Origin of the sequence: Rhodococcus sp. NPDC076796, from assembly GCF_040702765.1 — a bacterium.
Classification (GTDB): domain Bacteria; phylum Actinomycetota; class Actinomycetes; order Mycobacteriales; family Mycobacteriaceae; genus Rhodococcoides.
On the sequence record NZ_JBFBMS010000001.1, the window covers coordinates 1,024,526 to 1,040,847 of the forward strand.

A 16,322-nucleotide genomic window follows, 5' to 3' on the forward strand; every position below is an offset into this window, starting at 1 on the left:
TCGATGCCACCGAAGAAGGAACCGCGCATCAGTCTCGACCATGCCGTCGAACCGGACTCCGCGCGCCTGGCCACGGCCAGCGACACCTTTCGGATGCTCTCCGACCCCACCCGACTGCACATCCTCTGGCTACTCGACCGAGGCCCCGCGGACGTCAGCGCACTGACCACAGCCACCGGAACCTCCCGCACCGCCGTCAGTCAGCATCTGGCCAAGCTCCGGTTCACCGGACTTGTCGAGACCCGACGCGACGGTCGCAACGTCATCTACCGCCTGGCCGACGGTCACCTCGCCCGTCTCGTTCGTGAGGGCCTCAACTTCGCCGACCACAAGGTCACCGGCGAGCCCCCGCACGAATAACCCTGGACCACAACAAGAAAGCACCCGATGAAACGCCTCGCCGTGATCGCAGCCGCCATTCTCACCGCGACGGCACTGTCGATCGCCCCAGCAGCTGCGCATGCAACTCTGCAGTCCAGCAACCCTGCCGAGAACTCCGTGCTCGACGCCGCGCCGGACGAGGTGACCCTGACGTTCAACCAGTCCGTCTCACAGAACTTCGCCACCGTCACCGTCGTCGGATCTGACGGAATGAATTGGGCCGCATCGGATCCCGTCGTCGACGGCAGCACGGTGACCGTCGATCTGGACGGGCTCGGTGCCGGCGGCGAGTACACCATCGGCTACCGAGTGGTCTCCGCCGACGGGCATCCGATCACCGGCAGCATTCCGTTCCAAGTCACCTCATCGTCCCCGACGTCGGCAGCACCCGCAGCGCCGGCCACAACCGAAACAACCTCAACCGCCGTGGAAGAGACCGACAGTGGATTCCCTCTCTGGCCCATCGGGGCAGCGGTGGCCGTGGTCGCCGCAGCGGGGGTTCTGTTCGCGCTTCGTAATCGCAGCAACTGACGTCCTCATCCGATATGGACGTGAGACCATGCAGCATGAGTGACGGTGGCCCCCGCCCGACGTCCGATGGCCGCAAGCGGCGTTGGGAACAGCACAACACCGATCGTCGACGCCATATCATCGACGCGGCCATGACGGTTCTGGCGCGCGATATCGCTCCTGGTGAGCGGCTCACCACCGCTCAGATTTCCGCCGAGGCCGGGGTGCATCGCACCGGGCTGTACCGGCATTTTCGTGATCGCACCGACTTGGACACGGCCATTCAGCGGGCCATCTGCTCGGAGTTGACGGCCACGTTGGTCACGTCGTTCGCGTTGACCGGAACGCCTCGCGATGTGGTGCATCGAGTGGTGAGCACGTACGTGCGCTGGGTGGCCGAGCATCCCGCGTGGACGCGATTCGTCGAGCAGGATGTCAGTGCCGAGTCGCCCACGCCCCTCGAGGAGACCAACGCTCTACTGGCCGAGCAGTTGGAAGTGAGCGTCGCCGCGTTCCTGTCGCTGGTGCACGCAGACTTGACCACCGACGACTGGTCGCTGGTGCGGCCGTGGGTGGCGGGCCTCGTTTCCGGTTGCATGGGTGCGGTGCGCAGTTGGAGTGGGCAGACCGAATCACGTACCGGGCTCGATCATTTTGCGACGTTCCTGGCCGACACCATCTGGCTGCAGGTCAAGGGCCTCGGAGCATCCCGCGGGATCGCGATCCCGCAGGTGCCTCTCGAAAGCGTCGTCGACGAGATTCAGCCGAACGACGGCTTACTGCGGTAGCACCGAAAGCGGCGGGAAACGCAACCATTCGGCCGCATAGAATACTTTGATATTATCAAAGTATATTTAAGGCCGGACTGATCGCGTTTTCTGACGATGGGGGCAGCAATGATCTGGTCGCCACACCGCGTCGAGTCGCGGGCCTGGAAGCCGAGTCGGCGTCAAGGTTCGCGGGCCGATCGCACGCTGCAACACGTCGAAGTGTCCATTCCACCCATGATCGGCGAAACGCACTGCGATCTGTCCGGCTCGGTTGCTCGGGCCAACGAAGAGGCGATCATTGCAGTTGCACGACTGGAGGCGGGTTTCGGCGAGCACCTGGCTCCTCTGTCCGATTTTTTGCTCCGAAGCGAGTCGGTGGCATCGTCGAAGATCGAGCACATCGACGCCGGCTGGCGAGCGTTCGGCAAGGCGTTCGCAGGAGGTAAATCCAACGCCGAGGCGAAATCTCAACTTGCGGCCGTGCATGCATTGGCGGCGATGGTCGACGCCGCAGGCAAAGGTCCGATCACCGGTGACAATCTCACGACCGCGCACAGATTATTGATGGCACCGGATTTCTACACCGCGCGCGATTCGGGCATCGTTCGCGACGTGCAGAACTGGATCGGGGGCAGCGATTACACCCCGATCGACGCCCTGTACGTGCCACCTCCGCCTGAACTCGTCCACGAATTGATGACCGATCTGCTCGCCTTTGCCAATCGAACAGATCTGCCCATACTCGCTCAGGCCGCGATCGCGCACGCCCAGTTCGAGTCCATCCACCCGTTCACCGACGGCAACGGCCGCATCGGCCGCGCTCTGATCAGCGCGATCCTGCGTCGACGCGGGTTGACCGGACGAGTGACCGTCCCTCTGGCATCGGTGATGCTTGCGGACACAGGCCGCTACTTCGACAGACTGACCGACTACCGCGCCGGTGACGCAGATGGATTCGTGGAGTACGTCGCGCACGCGGCGACCGTGTCCAGTTACGCCGCCCAGGACTCGGCCCAGGCCTTGGCCGAACTTCCCGAACACTGGCGCGCCACCGCGCGACCCCGCGCCAATTCGGCGGACGCGAAGATCATCGACGCCCTGCTCGACACCCCGATCTTGAACGCGGACACGGCCGGCCAGATCACCGGCACTACCGATGCGAGTACCTATCGCGCCCTCGCTCGGCTGACCGAGGCAGGCGTGCTCGAGGTACTGACAGCCAGCAAGCGCAACCAGATCTGGGCTGCCACGGCTGTGCTGGCCGAACTCGATGCGCTCAGCCTCACCATCGGGAAACGCTCGATCCCCCCACAATCAGCTCAGCCGAACGACGGCTCACTGCGGTAGCGCGAGGGGCGTCCGTCGATGCCGAGGGCGCGCCAGACGCGTCGGGACACGCGGTTCATCAGCCCGAGCTCGCCCGCCAGCATTCGGACGTCACCGAAGGTGTCGCGCAATGCCTTTCGCGAGGAGTCGCTGTCCCACCAGACGGCGTCTACTACCTCGTCGGGGATGTCGAGGTCGCGTCGCATCTGCTTGCTCGGTTTCATGATCACGTCGCACAGCAGTCGCATGATGACGGGCATGAGTATCGAGATCGATGCCTTCTCGAAGCGTCCGAGCCGCGGGGCCTTGTGCTCGAGGTACTGATGCGCAAAGCCGATGTGACGGGCTTCCTCGGCGATGTGAATCTGCATCACGCGCTGCACCAAGGGGTGTCCGACGCTACCGGCGCGCAGGACGCCCTTCTGCATGTGGTCGATCGGCTCTTCTCCCGCGAGGACGCCGACGAAGAATCCGAACGGTGCCGATCGAGCGGCGAACACCGTGAGCATCGGCACGACCTTACGGAACCACGCGGGCCCACCCGGCACGTCGATGCCGATGCGGTTCACCAGTTCCTGAAACATCTGGGTGTGGTGGCACTCTTCGGTTGCCTCGTGCGTCGAGTACCGAAATTCGGGTGAATCGTTGGGCAGCGCGAGGGCGTACTGCATGAGTCCGCTGATGAGGATCTGCTCGAACTGCAGGCCGACCTTGACCATGCTGGCCTGGCGGTACATCCCGATGTGAATCTGTCGGTCCAGGGGAAGCGACTTGTACCAGTCGGTGTGGCCGAGCGGGTCCGCGTCCGGTAGCACCCAGCGTGGATCGTTGGGAACGATCGCGTATTCGGGCTCATCCCAGGGGATGTCGAGGAAGGCGTCGAAGTGCTGATGCACCGATGCCGTCGACAGAGCGTGCAGCCTGTCTCGGTAGAGCGTCCGTGCGTCGTCGACTGCAGTCATGGTGGTCCTTCCGCCTGCGTCCGAACAATGTGTACGCAACACAGCGTCACACATAAAACGGGTTGGTGCAACGCTCCGTCGCAGATACATGAGAAATGTTCTTCGAAACGACGAAACCGGCCGACCGCACTGCGGTCGACCGGCCTCGAGGCAGGCGCTCCATCACCAGTGCGGCAGCACCATCACCACGAATCCCACGCCGACGATGATTCCGAGAATTCCGGTGCCGATAGCCAGCGCAGTGTCGCTGCGATCGGCGGGCGGGCCGGAGAGGTCGGGGCTGCGATCGGCCCACAGTGCAGAGGCGACGGCAATCAGTCCTGCCGCGATACCGAGGCCCGCGGCCCAGAACGAGACGATCGACAGCGCACCGAACATCACGGCGTATTCGGTCACCTGTGCGCGGGTACGAATGCGCCGATTCCACCACTTCGGTGGCATGTCGTCGTCCGAATCACGTGTATCGAAGTGGGGAGAGGTGACGGTCACTGCGGACTCCTTTCGAGTGAGAATGTGCCTCCATTTTGGCACTCGGCGGTTGAGAGTGCCAATCCCCTGGATGGGGCCGATGGGCGCGCTCGGCCCCGGTTCCGCAAACGCGCGCGCACTTCCGAAACGCGTCCGGATTCGCCACCGATCCGGGCCTAGTTCGCGCGCATCTGGCGAATGCGCGCGCGTTTGCGGGAAATCCGGGCCGAACACATCAACCACTGCGGCGCAGTGCCTTTCGTCGATACATGTCGGCGTCGGCGAGGGGCAGCAAGGAATCGAGGACGTCGGCGTTCGGATCACCGAGCGCCGCTCCGTAGGTGACTCCCACCGGGTGTCCCTCGATCAGTTCCTGGGCGAGAGCGTCGACCTGCTCTGCGTCGTGTCCGGCGACGAGGACGGCGAATTCGTCACCGCCGAGTCTGGCGACCACACTTCCGGCGGGGGCCTTGTTCGTCAGTCGCTCGGCCACTTCTGTGAGTACGCGGTCGCCGGCGGCGTGGCCCTGTCTGTCGTTGACTGCTTTGAAGTGGTCCACGTCGAACACGATGACTGCGATGTTCTCCCACCGACGGGCAGCGCCGTCAGCGAGGTTCGCCGCCGCGTAGGTGAATCCTGCGCGGTTCCACGTGGCCGTCAGCGGGTCTCGCAGAGCGCCGGCGATGAGGTCGGCACCGAGGGCACCGAACATCTCGGCAGCTCCGAGGATGCACACCACGTAGAGGATTGCCCACAGAATCGGCACCGGGGCCGGAGAGAGCAGCAGCGCTGTGGTCGAGAGCGCGGCGAGCGCGATGCACAGCACCCGAGCCAGTACTACGCGGTAGGTCGCCCGCAGGTAGAGCGCGAGGAACATCGCCGGTATCAGCGCCCACACTTGGCCTTCGACGTACTCGTGGAAGACCATGGTCAGGGCCGGTGCCGCCGCTGCACACGCGATGGCAATTCCCTGCCGCACGGGGTTGGGCCGCTGAGTTGCCAGCGCCAGCAATCCGATTGCGGCCACTGCCGAGGCCCACATCTCGCCGACTGCACCGGCCCCGTTGGTATCGAACCTCGATGCGAAGACTGCCACGAGATACACCACCATGAGCAAGGCGAGCAGCGACGCGAGAACTCGGCGACGTCCGTCCATCACCGACGCGACAGCATTCGGCATCGCTTGCCGCTCTCGCCGGGGGATCACAGACCGTCCATCGCTGTTACACCGACCGCGTTACCCGTCGAGGTATATCGAGTGACACATTTCGCACCCGACGAGAAGTCGAATTCGACGACAACACTATTCGGACCAGTCGCACTGGTCTAAACTCGCGACATGAGGACGATCACCAGCACAGAAGCCAAGACGCGGCTGAATGCGATTCTGGCCGAGGTGGAGCGAACCGGCGTTTCGATCACGATCACCAATCACGGCCGACCCGTCGCGGTACTGACACCGACTCGACCCAAGCCTCGCGTCTTCGGCCAGCTGCGTGGTCTCGTCGTACCGGAATCGTTCGACGAACCGTTGCCCCCGACAGAACTGTCCGATTGGGAAACGCCGGCGTGACATCGTTCCTTCTCGATACCAACGCACTGCTGTGGCTCGTCACCGATTCCAGCAGGATGTCCGACGACGCGCGGAGCACACTCGCCGATCAGAGCAACGAACTGGTGGTCTCGGCGGCCTCGGCATGGGAGATCGCGATCAAGACTCGAATCGGGCGCTTCGACGGCAAGATTCTGTTGTCGACGTGGGCCGAAAGGTTGACCGGGATGAACGCGACCGAACTCGCCATCGACTCCGCAGACGCGTCGGCGGCCGGCCAACTCGACTGGGCTCACAACGATCCGTTCGACCGGATGATCGTGGCCCAGGCACTACGTCGAAACCTCACTATCGCTACCAGCGACCGAGTCGTCCTCGACGGGGCACTGACGTCGACACTCGATACGCGCGCTTGACAGCACTCACGACCCCACAGAAGCCGTTGTCCCATCGAGGCTTTCGTCGGACCCAGATCGAAGGTCGTGGCGTCGGGCATCAGGTCCTGAGATCGACTTCTCCTAGAACTTGTCTGCAGACGTCGACAACCTCTGAAGGATTGGTCAGATGAACGGCGTGTTCTGCACCCGGCCACTGATGCAAGTGGGCACCGAGAGCCTCGGCCAAGCGTGCATGCGCCCTGAACACTTTGGAGGACTTCTTTCGATCGGCGGTAACGACCGCCGACGGCACGCGCGGAAGATCGCTCTCGCGGAAGTCCTGTGCGATTTCTGCCAAGCCCTGCACTGCCTCACGAAGTTTGGGGATATCGACCGCGGCGGCTTGGGCATACGCCGACCGATCGTCCGAACTGAGGTTGCGTCGGTCTGCCAACTTGGCACCGTACGAACGGAACTGGGCGTCGAACAGCTTCTCGACCAGCGGTACGCGGCAGAGGAAGGCCGCCGCACGGGCCGCACGTTCGGTCGATTTCGCCAGGTTCACATCGTTCACCAAAGACGGATCGAGCAGGACGAGACCTGCAACATCCTCGGGATAATCCCTGGCGAGCAGCAGCGCGGCAGCACCCCCGAGACTTTGGCCGATCAGCACAGCAGGACCGAGACCGTTCGTTTCGAGCATCGCATGCAGCGCAGCGCTCGCACCGGACAGTTGTCCAGGAGTTGTGTTGCGACCCACTCCCGGTCGGTCGTACAGCACAACCCGACACCGACGATTCGACACAAGTTCGTCGACCAGACCAGGGAAGAAATCCGAGACCGATTCAGCCCCTCCGGCCAATAGAACGACCGAAGGACCGCCGTCGCCGACAATCCGAACGGGTTGATTCGACATCGATCGCCTCCGCATTCTGCCTGCCCCTTCGAGCCCCGATGTGCCCGAGCATACCGATTGGTATCGCAATCCCGATGAGCTGATGCCTGCAGGTTCGACCGGCTTCGATCCTGCGCCATCTTCACGCTCAGCCCCACAGAAGCCGTTGACCCATCGAGGCTTTCGTCGGACCCAGATCGAAGGTCGTGGCGTCGGGCATCAGGTACGGGACGAGTATCCGCATCGCGTATTCGCGGTGTTCGAGCAGAACCTCGAGATATGTGCCCGACGCCTCCTCGCCGGTCACGTCGGAGACGATGGCGTACGACCGCAGATCTCCGGCGACGGCTCGCAGGTCGTGCACGAGTTGCTCGTGCATCACCGTGTTCGATGCCCCGCCTCCCTCCGACTGCAGCGGCGCGAGCACCCGCTGCCCGCCGGAGATGGCGTTGACGACGGCCACCGGGTGCAGTCCCCAGTTCTCACTGATCCGTTCGGCTGCGATGTCGATACAGACGTCGAGCAGGTCGTCGAAATCCTGTTGGCACTCGATGCTCGTCACTTCTCGCCACTTCGTCATGCTCGAACGTCCCCCATCGTCGACCGACTACCCCCACCCCTTCGACGCTCGGCGACGACGGATGGTTCCCGAAAGTCGTACATTCGTACCGATTTGCCGAAGTGGCAAGGTAGCTTGCCGTATGAGCGATGGGCTGCCACTCTCGACTCGAGGACATCGAACCGAGAGGACCCTGCAATGACGCACACATTCGACAAGGACTATTGGCAGCACCATTGGGATGACAGAACATCCAATACCGTCGCCGCGAATCCGTATCTCGTGGAGGAAACAGCCGGATTGACGCCCGGCACCGTGTTGGACGCAGGATGCGGCACCGGAGCAGAAGCGATCTGGCTCGCCGAGCGGGACTGGCAAGTCACCGGTGCCGACATCTCCGCCGCTGCCCTCGACGCCGCCGCGAAGCAGGCCGAGTCGGCTCGTGTCGACGTCACCTGGATAGAAGCCGACCTGACGTCATGGAACCCGACCGAGCGATGGGATCTGGTGATGACCCACTACGCGCATCCGTCGATTCCGCAGTTGGACTTCTATCGACACATCGCGCAGTGGGTTGCGCCGGGCGGTTCACTGCTCATCGTCGGGCATCTGCACGATGGCGCACAACATCATTCACACGAGGGCGCACCACCGCACGAGGCCACCGTCACCACGAAAGACATCACCGCCCTGTTCGACGCCTCCTCGTGGCGCATCGACACCGCACTCGAGCGTTCCAGGACCGTCGGCGGTATCGGTGTGCACTCGAAAACGTTGCGCGACGCGGTGGTTCGGGTCACGCGCACCACCCCTTACACAAGGCCAGCAGCATCGCTTGGGATTCCAAAATCTTTATCGAAAGCAGTCTTACGTGACAAAAACTACTGATTTCCACATTCTCGAAGCTATCTGCAAGTTTCAGAAGACGACTGCACGATGCAAGCATTGGACTGCACTACTCGCCTTGGAGAATTTTTCCAGGCGACAGTCCGTGGTCATTGGACTTTGGAAGCGAGAAAAGGACTGGGTCGGCCTTGGTCGGACGACGGGACAGGGTCTGGGTCGTCTCTATGACCCTTGATGGTGAAATGCACCAGGGCCAAGGGTGACTCGTTGTCTCGAGCATCGGCGGACGGCAGAATCGAGCAGACGGCATCCACGACGGTCCAGCCACCATCCACGCGTCGAAGTCTGATGTTGTCCACTGCGACGCGCGCGGCCCTGTCTGTATAGATTTCTCGAGCTGCCACGAAGATGCGCTCGACGTCTGCCGGGTGTGGCGTATCGCGGTTGTCGACTGTTCCTTTCCATTGAATTCCAGGTACCGGATCAGTCAGCCAGCGAACCAACCGCGAATGGGTGATGTCGATCAATGCGAGAGCTGTATGAGGTGTGACTGTTCCAAGGGCGGTCAAGGCTGCGGTTTCCAGTGTGGGTGGGGCGCCGTGATCGTCGTTCACGATATGGACAAGCCCTCGCCAGCGCGCGTCATCCGTGGCGCTCAGGACGGCGTGAAGTCTTATGTCGTCGTTGCCCATGCGCGCTGTCATGAGACCGTCCCAGGTGTCGCCGGTGTTCTGGGGCCGGGCGAGCAATGTGGTGATCATTGCGAGAGAGTCATCGACATGGATGTGCCTGAACAGCTCTGGGAGGGTGAACGAAGTTCGCTCACCTGCGTCGATCACAGAGGCGGCGATGTCGGGCCGGATGACGACCGAGCGGGTCTGCGGCTCGAAGATGATCGCTACCGCGCGTTCGGGACCAATGGGCGGAGAGACCAACCGGGCGTCTGCGACCAATAGCTGCACTCCGTGAACGACACCGTCGATTCCAGTCACCGGATGGGCAGCGATCCTGGTTGCACGGTTGGCAATGTCGACAATTACCTCCACAGTCGTCGACTGGACTCGGACACGTTCGACGGTGGCAACGATCTCGTTCCATAACTGCGCAGCGGACTTACCCCCCAGCCGACTCTTCAGCGCGCGGGCCAATGATGATCTGGACCGTGAACGCCCCTCTGAGGCAACGACTGTGGGCTGACCCGCTTGCAAGGTCTCCAGTAGTAGCCATGGTTGGTCCCCATCATGTAGGTCGGTCACGTTCGCCACAATATCTCGAACCATTGCAGCGCGGGTTTCGCACAGGTTCGTCGTCGATCTGGCGGCCACTGCCGTCCGCGGGCAATATGAGCCTATGGTCTACCGCATCTACACTGCCCGGCCCAACGATATCGATCGGTGCGCGCACGTCCTGGCAGAAGCGTTCTGCGACGATCCCTTGATGGTCGGCATCTGGCCTCGTGAGCGTGCACGCCATACGGCATTGCCGTCGTACTTCGCGACCTCTCTCCGGCACTTCCATCTGTCCGGCGGCGGTGTTCGGTACGCGTCGACCGAGGCAGGCGAAGTGTCAGCGGTGTCGGTGTGGGACGGCCCGTCGCTGTGGAAGCCGCCCACAGCGACGACATTGCGTGCACTACCCGGATTGGTGGCAGCGCTCCGAGCGAGAACTGCGATGGCATTGAGGATTCGGGCCATACTCGATGCACACCATCCAGTAGCGAGGCACTGGTACCTTGCCAACGTGGGTAGCGCCACCGCCCATCGCGGCCTCGGTGCAGCGAAAGAGCTGATCGCCGATAAGCTCGCCCAATGCGACGAGAATAGCCTCGCGGCATATCTGGTGTGCACTGATCCCGCCAATGTCACCTACTATGAGAAGTTTGGATTCACTGTCTCAGAACGGTTTTCACTACCCAACGGAAGCAATTTGGCGTCAATGTGGCGAAGCCCTCGTTAAAAGGATCACCGTTCCCACCCAGGTCGAGTTCTCATATATGACTTATCGTTGTGCTTAGCGAAACCAAGTCTTTACTGTTGCGAACTGTCATCGTCTTTTGTATGGTTGGCCCACGCGCCCATCAAGGGTTTCCCGGATCCAGTCTCAGACGGCCCGGACGTTGCGGAATTGTTCGGTATGTCCAGCCCTGGGGTCAATGCTGTTGTCTCCCACCCTGTGTACTTCACCACCGGGTGCAATGTGACACCAGTTGACCAGCCCGAGTTGCGACGTGCCTTATCGCTTCGACGAAAGGTCTACGACACAATGATCCGAGTACAAAACCGTCGCCGCGTCTCCGCGGCCGGATTGGCGATTCTCGCTGCCGCAGGAGCCTTCGCTGCGAGTACTGGAACCGCACAGGCCAGTCCTGCAAACACCGATGTTTCTCAGTCCGCTGCACCGGCCGCGCCGTACAGCACCCACGATCTCGTCGACCTTTTCGCGTTCGGCTCCGGCCCCCTTGCCGATCAGCATCCCGATGCTGTGCGAGCGCTTTTTGGTCGAACCCCGGCGTCGACCCCTTCCCCTGAAGACGTCGACGCGTTCACTGAACTTCTCCGACAGGTGGATCCAACCTTCGAGTCGAAGGTCATACCCGGACTGACGTCGCATGACCCCATGCGCACACAGGCCGCGCTGCGCAGTTTCGCTACCGACACGACAGCGGTGGCCGAACAGCAACCAGCCAGTACCGACCAGGCAGCACGCGCCGACGGTACGTTCTACATCCACGACAACGTTGCAATTTCCAACCAGGCGGTGGAAGCGATCTCAGTGGTTACCACTGTGGTCGGAGCCCTCGAGCTCGTCGGGGTTGTCTTCTACCGCTTCACCGGCAACGTCAGTGACCTCGAACAGAGCCGAGCCGTCTCCACCGTGGCTGATGTCTTTGCCTGATTCTGAACACGCGGATCTCGAACCCGAGACTGCCCGCGACACCTCCTGCTCGTCAGAGACAATTGCTGGCGAGCAGGAGTACGGGCACGGCGACGCAACCCGCTCGGTACGTACAGGTTCGATCTTCGTGCTGTCGATGACAGTGCTGACTGCTCTGTTCGGCACTGCGGTGTTCTTCTCGCTTCCAGCGAATCTGCTGTGGACACCGACCACTGCCCCTGGGGTGGGTACTTTCTTCGCAACTCAGATACCTGAGAAGTGGGGTTTCTTCACCAAGGACCCGCAATCGTCTCAGTACGGCGCTTACCGGCTAGGCTCAACCGAGAGCCTGCTTTCTACACCGCAGTCCCTGCCCCGCAACGCTTTCGGGCTATCGCGCACTCAACGTGCCCAAGGCGCGGAGTTGGCGATCCTGGGTCACCAGGCAACGTGGTCCGACTGCAACGACTATCTCGACAGCTGCATAGACCAGGCAGCGGACGTGATGAACATCGACAGTTCGACACGGACGCGCACGGTGTGCGGGGAAGTGCTTCTTACCGAGGAGAAATTGATTCCGTGGAGCTTTCGCGAACAGTCGCGCCAAGATCAACCTTGGGTTCTCCGTACGGCACGAGTTCGAGTCCAATGTTGATCGCTGCTGACACGCTGAGGACTCTCGGTGCCCGTGCTCACACATTCGACTCCCGCACGCTGGGGTTCGGGATCGGACGCTCTCTCGTTGCCTTTGCACAGTTGACGGTGCTTCTCGGAACGACCACGCCCGCGCTGTTCGCATCCTTACTCGACCAGCCCCCAGCTCCACACTGCGCGGGGATGAACAGCGTGTCGCTATTCTGTGTCGCTGGCGACACTCACCTTGTCGCGAAGCAGTACATTGCAGCGGCCCTACTCGCCGTCGTCATGTCGGGCTGGAGACCGCGGTTGACCGGAATCCCCCATGCGTGGATATCGCTCTCCATTCTCTCCAGCATCTCTCTACCCGACGGCGGTGACTCGATCGCGCAGATCGTCACCGCGCTACTGGTGCCGCTTGCCCTGATCGACGGACGCCGTTGGCACTGGACCACGACGCAAGCACCCTCGAGCGACTCCGTGCGATCGATCGCATACGCCTGCATGCTGCTGTTGCGGCTCCAGTTGGGCTACATCTACATCTACTCGGCCATAGCCAAATTCGGTGTCGCAGAATGGGCCGACGGGTCGGCTGAGTACTACTACGTCCGAGACAGACTGTTCGGTGCAGAAGGAATCGGCGCTGGTCTGTGGCACGCCCTCACCATGAATGCAGCTGCGACCGTGGCAATGACATGGGGAAGCCTGTTGGTCGAGATTGCAATCGGTGTACTGCTGGTCGTTCACCGCTATCGAGGACTTGCTCTGGGGCTGGATTTGTTCCTGCACATCGGCATCATCGTCACCTTGGGGCTATGGAGTTTCGCCTTGGTGATGATCGGGTCCGTGGTGGTCGCAACTTACGGACAACGCCGACTACCGCAACCTTCGACCTCATCGACCGGCATCGCACCCTCGGCCTGTTCGACTACAGGAGTGCGCTGATGACGGCTGTCACCGCCTGCGACGCGCGATTCCGATACCGCGCCAACAGCAGCGACACACTTCACCGATTCACTACTTCTTTCGGGCCGGGCGTCCACGGGATCATCGGCCCCAACGGGGCAGGCAAGTCGACTTTGCTGCGCATACTTGCCGGGGTCCTCCAACCGAGCTCCGGAGCGGTCACGGTCGATGGTGCGACGCACACTCGCTACGGCTACCTCGGGCATCGCCCGGCTCTCAGCGAAACCCTCACCGTCACCGACAATCTCCGATACTGGACCAGAGCGACAGAAATCGAGAAGTCGACTGCCGATGGGGCGATCGCAACGGCACTCGATCGCCTCGATTTGGCTGGCATCGCCGAACAACTGGTCTCGACATTGAGCCGAGGGCAGCGTCAGAGGGTTGCTTTGGCCAGAATGCTCCTCGTCGATCCGCACGTGCTCGTACTCGATGAACCGTTCGCGAACGTCGATCCTCCCACCCGTGGACTTATCGGCCGGCTTCTTCTCCGCATCGCAACCGATGCCGCTGCGACTGTGATCGTGTCCTCTCACGATCTCGATCAGATAAAGAGCATTGCGAGCACAATCCTCGTTCTCGACGCCGGACACGTTGTGCTCCACCAAGCGCTCGAGGACATCCTCGTGACATCACCGACCGTGGGGGCAATCGTCGAATTCGAGTCGGTACCAGGTTTCGCGTCCTTCCTCGAGCACGAGCTACACCAAATGCTCATCACACGCTCCGACAGCGGTTCATCCTGCACCGTCGAAGTCCAGACACGCAGTGCCGTGGCCGATCTCGTCGAGGCCTCTGTGCAGTCGGGATTCCCGTTGTACCGCGTCGACCCAGGGCAAGCGCTCAGTGCCCTTCTCGAGCACCGGAACCTCCATGACTGACGCCTGCACGGCCCCGTCCACCCGGTCACTCGCACGTGCCTATCTGTGGAGAACGAGTAAGGAGAGAAAGTTTCAGCTACTCAGATTCCTACTGCCCTATGGAGGCGTTCTCCTGCTCGTCTTCATGCCACGAATCAACGGAAACGACGCCGGAACAAACGGTCTCGAAGTGATGGCCGAAGCCGGCTACGCGAACGGCATTGCCGAGCCCTACGCCGCAAACATCGGTGGCGCGATCCAGATGGTGCCTCTATTGGCCGGGTTTCTCGCCGGAATTGGAGCAGCTGCTGTAACTCACACGTTCCTGTCCACCCAGCAGACACGGGGGGAAGTCGAAATTCTGCTCGCTGCACGCTATCGAACCAAAGACATAGCAACGGCCGTGATCGGGCTTTCGGTCATACTCGCGACACTCTTGTGGACAACAACAATGATCCTCGGCACCGCGCTGATCGCAATAACGCTGGCAGCACATTCGCTCACCATCGCGCCGGACCCATGGTATCTCGTCCTTTTCATCGTCCTACCGCTTGTCACTGCCATATGCAGCGCAACCACAACCTGCGCCCTGTGCTGCGCCGCCCCTACATTCGCCCTCCCCAGCGGTGGAAACGTCACCGGCGGACGCGGGCCGGTAGCAGCAGTGGGAATGACACCGGGGATCCTCGCATCAGTTGTCTACCTCATCGTCCCCGCTAGCTCGATCAGAGCCGGATGTATCGTCGGCATCGTCATCCTCACTGCCGTCACCGTAGCCGCATACCTCATAGCGACTACACGGTTCCAATCAGAGAAGTTCATCGGAAACTAGGAGAGCACAATGAAATTCAACCCACCCCGCGAATGGTTCGGCGCAAAGAATGTCGGCTGGGGCATCAGCCCACACACATGGGAAGGCTGGACGATTCTGGTCATCGGAGTAATCGCGATCGTCACTGTCACGACGACAGTATTCAACTGAGCAAACAGTTGATTCGTCACGAGTACGGCAGGTTTGCCACGACGAAACGCGCCGACCTATGCCATCAGCAGGAGCAGTGTGTCGTCGTGCGACGACCTCTCACGAGCGTTCCAGGACCGACTGCGGTATCGGTGTGCACTCGAAGACGTTGCGCGACGCAGTAGTTCGGGTCAGTTCGCGGATACCGCGATAGCCCCAGCAAGTCCGTCGACCAGGGTCGGCAGGAAGTACGGAATCGACAGTGCCGTCGGGCCCACTGCAGCTCCGGCTTCCTGGCCGACGAATCCTGCCACTGCACCGGCGGCGACTGCCGGAATCTGCCGTGAGACAGGCGAATCGAGGAACTGCTGCAGGGCGTCATCGGTGTCGACCTGAGTGAACACCACATCTGCGTCGATCTTCGAGATGTTCTCGGCCGAGACCGTGGTCGAATAGGTGGCATCGTCGGTCGCGAGGCCTGTCACCGATGCCGGCGAGGCGAAGCCGAGGTTCTCGAGCAGCTCCACTCTCGGGTCCGACGGCAGCAGCAGGTAGTAGACGTCGGCAGCCTCGGACACGTATGCGATTGTGCGCCCGTCGAATTCGGGATGCTCAGCGCCTGCGTCCTGAACCTTGCGGTCCAGATCGGCAATGAGATCACGTGCCCTGTCCGGCACGCCGAGGACGTCACCCGTCGTGGTGATGACATCGCGCCACGGCGTCGACCACAGTTCCTCGGGCGGGGCGATGACGGGAACTCCGGCTGCGGTCACCGCGTCGTATTCAGCCTGCGTCAGTCCGGAGTGCGGGGCGAGTACGACGTCGGGGTCGGTGGCGAGAAGCTTCTCGACGGACAGTGCGTCCGTGACGTTGTCGAGCAGAACCGGGGCCGGACCGCCCGACGACTCGATTGCGTCGGACACCCACGGATAGATCAGATCGTCACCTCCGCCGTACTCGGCCGACGGCATCGCCACCGGGACGACCCCGAGGGCGAGCACCGCGTCGGTGGTACCGAACCCCCAGGTCGCAACGCGTTCGGGCACCGCGTCCAGCGTGGTGTCTCCGTACATGTGGTGCACGGTCAATGGGAACGAGCCGCTGGACGACGCGTCGGCCGGGTCCTCCGCAGTATCGGTGGAGCTGCAGCCGAACAGCGCGATGGAGGCGGCGGCCACTGCGGTGAACACGGCAGCAAAGCGTGTGGTTGCACGGTGAGTCATCGAAGTCCTGTAAGTCGGAGAGCAGTTAGTACTCAGGTTAGCCTTAGCTACTTCCGTAGCAAAACCCGGCTACACCGCTCACAGGAACCTCGCAGCGGAGGTTCAGGGTCTTCACCGCAACGTCCCAGAGTATTGGCACTACCGAATCATTCAGTG

At 62.0% G+C, this 16,322-nt stretch carries 21 protein-coding genes; 14 read left to right on the top strand and 7 right to left on the bottom strand.

What is annotated here, in order from left to right; genetic code table 11:
* Window positions 1-3: 3 nt before the first annotated feature.
* The 4 genes from AB0366_RS04805 (at window position 4) to AB0366_RS04820 (ending at window position 3,008) form a co-directional block, all read left to right on the top strand.
* The gene (locus AB0366_RS04805; RefSeq protein ID WP_032396178.1) at window positions 4-360 is read left to right on the top strand and encodes a metalloregulator ArsR/SmtB family transcription factor; all 357 of its coding nucleotides are present in this window, start codon (window positions 4-6) and stop codon (window positions 358-360) included.
* 27 nt (window positions 361-387) lie between these two features.
* Window positions 388-912: a copper resistance CopC family protein gene (locus AB0366_RS04810; protein ID WP_366242910.1), complete on the top strand. Its 525-nt coding sequence runs from the start codon at window positions 388-390 to the stop codon at window positions 910-912.
* 35 nt (window positions 913-947) lie between these two features.
* Complete coding sequence (locus AB0366_RS04815) at window positions 948-1,679, top strand: TetR/AcrR family transcriptional regulator (protein WP_366242911.1); 732 nt, start codon at window positions 948-950, stop codon at window positions 1,677-1,679.
* A gap of 108 nt (window positions 1,680-1,787) precedes the next feature.
* Window positions 1,788-3,008 carry a Fic family protein gene (locus AB0366_RS04820; RefSeq protein WP_366242912.1) on the top strand — a complete coding sequence of 407 codons (1,221 nt, stop codon included), beginning with the start codon at window positions 1,788-1,790 and terminating at the stop codon, window positions 3,006-3,008.
* On the opposite strand, the gene AB0366_RS04825 is transcribed toward AB0366_RS04820, so the two are convergent.
* The 3 genes from AB0366_RS04825 to AB0366_RS04835 form a co-directional block, all read right to left on the bottom strand.
* A complete protein-coding gene (locus tag AB0366_RS04825; RefSeq protein ID WP_366242913.1) occupies window positions 2,981-3,949 on the bottom strand; it encodes a diiron oxygenase in 969 nt (322 codons plus the stop codon). The genes AB0366_RS04820 and AB0366_RS04825 overlap by 28 nt on opposite strands.
* Window positions 3,950-4,111: 162 nt before the next feature.
* Entirely contained in the window at window positions 4,112-4,438 is a 327-nt protein-coding gene (locus AB0366_RS04830) for a hypothetical protein (protein ID WP_121871150.1), read from the bottom strand.
* Window positions 4,439-4,652: 214 nt separating this feature from the next.
* The gene (locus tag AB0366_RS04835; RefSeq protein WP_366242914.1) at window positions 4,653-5,597 is read right to left on the bottom strand and encodes a GGDEF domain-containing protein; all 945 of its coding nucleotides are present in this window, start codon (window positions 5,595-5,597) and stop codon (window positions 4,653-4,655) included.
* Window positions 5,598-5,756: 159 nt separating this feature from the next.
* Between AB0366_RS04835 and AB0366_RS04840 the strand changes: the two genes are divergently transcribed.
* Window positions 5,757-5,990 (top strand): type II toxin-antitoxin system Phd/YefM family antitoxin, encoded by a 234-nt coding sequence (locus AB0366_RS04840; protein ID WP_121871152.1) that lies wholly within the window; start codon window positions 5,757-5,759, stop codon window positions 5,988-5,990.
* A complete protein-coding gene (locus AB0366_RS04845) occupies window positions 5,987-6,385 on the top strand; it encodes a type II toxin-antitoxin system VapC family toxin (RefSeq protein WP_183130270.1) in 399 nt (132 codons plus the stop codon). Before AB0366_RS04840 ends, AB0366_RS04845 begins: the two co-directional genes overlap by 4 nt.
* A 79-nt stretch (window positions 6,386-6,464) precedes the next feature.
* On the opposite strand, the gene AB0366_RS04850 is transcribed toward AB0366_RS04845, so the two are convergent.
* Both AB0366_RS04850 and AB0366_RS04855 read right to left on the bottom strand, forming a co-directional pair.
* Complete coding sequence (locus AB0366_RS04850; protein WP_366242915.1) at window positions 6,465-7,277, bottom strand: alpha/beta hydrolase; 813 nt, start codon at window positions 7,275-7,277, stop codon at window positions 6,465-6,467.
* A 112-nt stretch (window positions 7,278-7,389) separates the two neighbouring features.
* On the bottom strand, window positions 7,390-7,821 hold the full coding sequence (locus AB0366_RS04855) for a hypothetical protein (RefSeq protein ID WP_366242916.1): 432 nt from the start codon (window positions 7,819-7,821) through the stop codon (window positions 7,390-7,392).
* Between the two features lie 177 nt (window positions 7,822-7,998).
* Between AB0366_RS04855 and AB0366_RS04860 the strand changes: the two genes are divergently transcribed.
* Window positions 7,999-8,688 (top strand): methyltransferase domain-containing protein, encoded by a 690-nt coding sequence (locus AB0366_RS04860; protein WP_366242917.1) that lies wholly within the window; start codon window positions 7,999-8,001, stop codon window positions 8,686-8,688.
* Window positions 8,689-8,795: 107 nt separating this feature from the next.
* On the opposite strand, the gene AB0366_RS04865 is transcribed toward AB0366_RS04860, so the two are convergent.
* Window positions 8,796-9,971: a GAF domain-containing protein gene (locus tag AB0366_RS04865; protein ID WP_366242918.1), complete on the bottom strand. Its 1,176-nt coding sequence runs from the start codon at window positions 9,969-9,971 to the stop codon at window positions 8,796-8,798.
* Between the two features lie 25 nt (window positions 9,972-9,996).
* Between AB0366_RS04865 and AB0366_RS04870 the strand changes: the two genes are divergently transcribed.
* The 7 genes from AB0366_RS04870 (at window position 9,997) to AB0366_RS04900 (ending at window position 14,964) form a co-directional block, all read left to right on the top strand.
* Window positions 9,997-10,602: a GNAT family N-acetyltransferase gene (locus AB0366_RS04870; RefSeq protein WP_366242919.1), complete on the top strand. Its 606-nt coding sequence runs from the start codon at window positions 9,997-9,999 to the stop codon at window positions 10,600-10,602.
* A gap of 216 nt (window positions 10,603-10,818) precedes the next feature.
* Window positions 10,819-11,541, top strand: a complete 723-nt coding sequence (locus AB0366_RS04875) for a hypothetical protein (RefSeq protein WP_366242920.1) — start codon at window positions 10,819-10,821, stop codon at window positions 11,539-11,541.
* Window positions 11,528-12,175, top strand: a complete 648-nt coding sequence (locus AB0366_RS04880; RefSeq protein WP_366242921.1) for an SdpA family antimicrobial peptide system protein — start codon at window positions 11,528-11,530, stop codon at window positions 12,173-12,175. The genes AB0366_RS04875 and AB0366_RS04880 overlap by 14 nt, the downstream gene beginning before the upstream one ends.
* On the top strand, window positions 12,169-13,101 hold the full coding sequence (locus AB0366_RS04885) for a sporulation-delaying protein SdpB family protein (protein WP_366242922.1): 933 nt from the start codon (window positions 12,169-12,171) through the stop codon (window positions 13,099-13,101). Before AB0366_RS04880 ends, AB0366_RS04885 begins: the two co-directional genes overlap by 7 nt.
* Window positions 13,101-14,003 carry an ABC transporter ATP-binding protein gene (locus AB0366_RS04890; protein WP_366242923.1) on the top strand — a complete coding sequence of 301 codons (903 nt, stop codon included), beginning with the start codon at window positions 13,101-13,103 and terminating at the stop codon, window positions 14,001-14,003. The genes AB0366_RS04885 and AB0366_RS04890 overlap by 1 nt, the downstream gene beginning before the upstream one ends.
* Complete coding sequence (locus tag AB0366_RS04895; RefSeq protein ID WP_366242924.1) at window positions 13,996-14,814, top strand: hypothetical protein; 819 nt, start codon at window positions 13,996-13,998, stop codon at window positions 14,812-14,814. The genes AB0366_RS04890 and AB0366_RS04895 overlap by 8 nt, the downstream gene beginning before the upstream one ends.
* Before the next feature lie 9 nt (window positions 14,815-14,823).
* Window positions 14,824-14,964 carry a hypothetical protein gene (locus tag AB0366_RS04900; protein WP_366242925.1) on the top strand — a complete coding sequence of 47 codons (141 nt, stop codon included), beginning with the start codon at window positions 14,824-14,826 and terminating at the stop codon, window positions 14,962-14,964.
* Between the two features lie 170 nt (window positions 14,965-15,134).
* On the opposite strand, the gene AB0366_RS04905 is transcribed toward AB0366_RS04900, so the two are convergent.
* Complete coding sequence (locus AB0366_RS04905; protein WP_366242926.1) at window positions 15,135-16,166, bottom strand: ABC transporter substrate-binding protein; 1,032 nt, start codon at window positions 16,164-16,166, stop codon at window positions 15,135-15,137.
* Between the last annotated feature and the right edge of the window lie 156 nt (window positions 16,167-16,322).

Excerpts from the sequence above, each read along its gene's own strand:
- AB0366_RS04805 (WP_032396178.1), top strand. The coding sequence starts at position 4 with ATGCCACCGAAGAAGGAACCGCGCATCAGTCTCGACCATGCCGTCGAA.
- AB0366_RS04810 (WP_366242910.1), top strand. The coding sequence starts at position 388 with ATGAAACGCCTCGCCGTGATCGCAGCCGCCATTCTCACCGCGACGGCA.
- AB0366_RS04815 (WP_366242911.1), top strand. The coding sequence starts at position 948 with ATGAGTGACGGTGGCCCCCGCCCGACGTCCGATGGCCGCAAGCGGCGT.
- AB0366_RS04820 (WP_366242912.1), top strand. The coding sequence starts at position 1,788 with ATGATCTGGTCGCCACACCGCGTCGAGTCGCGGGCCTGGAAGCCGAGT.
- AB0366_RS04825 (WP_366242913.1), bottom strand. The coding sequence starts at position 3,949 with ATGACTGCAGTCGACGACGCACGGACGCTCTACCGAGACAGGCTGCAC.
- AB0366_RS04835 (WP_366242914.1), bottom strand. The coding sequence starts at position 5,597 with ATGCCGAATGCTGTCGCGTCGGTGATGGACGGACGTCGCCGAGTTCTC.
- AB0366_RS04840 (WP_121871152.1), top strand. The coding sequence starts at position 5,757 with ATGAGGACGATCACCAGCACAGAAGCCAAGACGCGGCTGAATGCGATT.
- AB0366_RS04850 (WP_366242915.1), bottom strand. The coding sequence starts at position 7,277 with ATGCGGAGGCGATCGATGTCGAATCAACCCGTTCGGATTGTCGGCGAC.
- AB0366_RS04855 (WP_366242916.1), bottom strand. The coding sequence starts at position 7,821 with ATGACGAAGTGGCGAGAAGTGACGAGCATCGAGTGCCAACAGGATTTC.
- AB0366_RS04860 (WP_366242917.1), top strand. The coding sequence starts at position 7,999 with ATGACGCACACATTCGACAAGGACTATTGGCAGCACCATTGGGATGAC.
- AB0366_RS04870 (WP_366242919.1), top strand. The coding sequence starts at position 9,997 with ATGGTCTACCGCATCTACACTGCCCGGCCCAACGATATCGATCGGTGC.
- AB0366_RS04880 (WP_366242921.1), top strand. The coding sequence starts at position 11,528 with ATGTCTTTGCCTGATTCTGAACACGCGGATCTCGAACCCGAGACTGCC.
- AB0366_RS04885 (WP_366242922.1), top strand. The coding sequence starts at position 12,169 with ATGTTGATCGCTGCTGACACGCTGAGGACTCTCGGTGCCCGTGCTCAC.
- AB0366_RS04890 (WP_366242923.1), top strand. The coding sequence starts at position 13,101 with ATGACGGCTGTCACCGCCTGCGACGCGCGATTCCGATACCGCGCCAAC.
- AB0366_RS04895 (WP_366242924.1), top strand. The coding sequence starts at position 13,996 with ATGACTGACGCCTGCACGGCCCCGTCCACCCGGTCACTCGCACGTGCC.
- AB0366_RS04900 (WP_366242925.1), top strand. The coding sequence starts at position 14,824 with ATGAAATTCAACCCACCCCGCGAATGGTTCGGCGCAAAGAATGTCGGC.
- AB0366_RS04905 (WP_366242926.1), bottom strand. The coding sequence starts at position 16,166 with ATGACTCACCGTGCAACCACACGCTTTGCTGCCGTGTTCACCGCAGTG.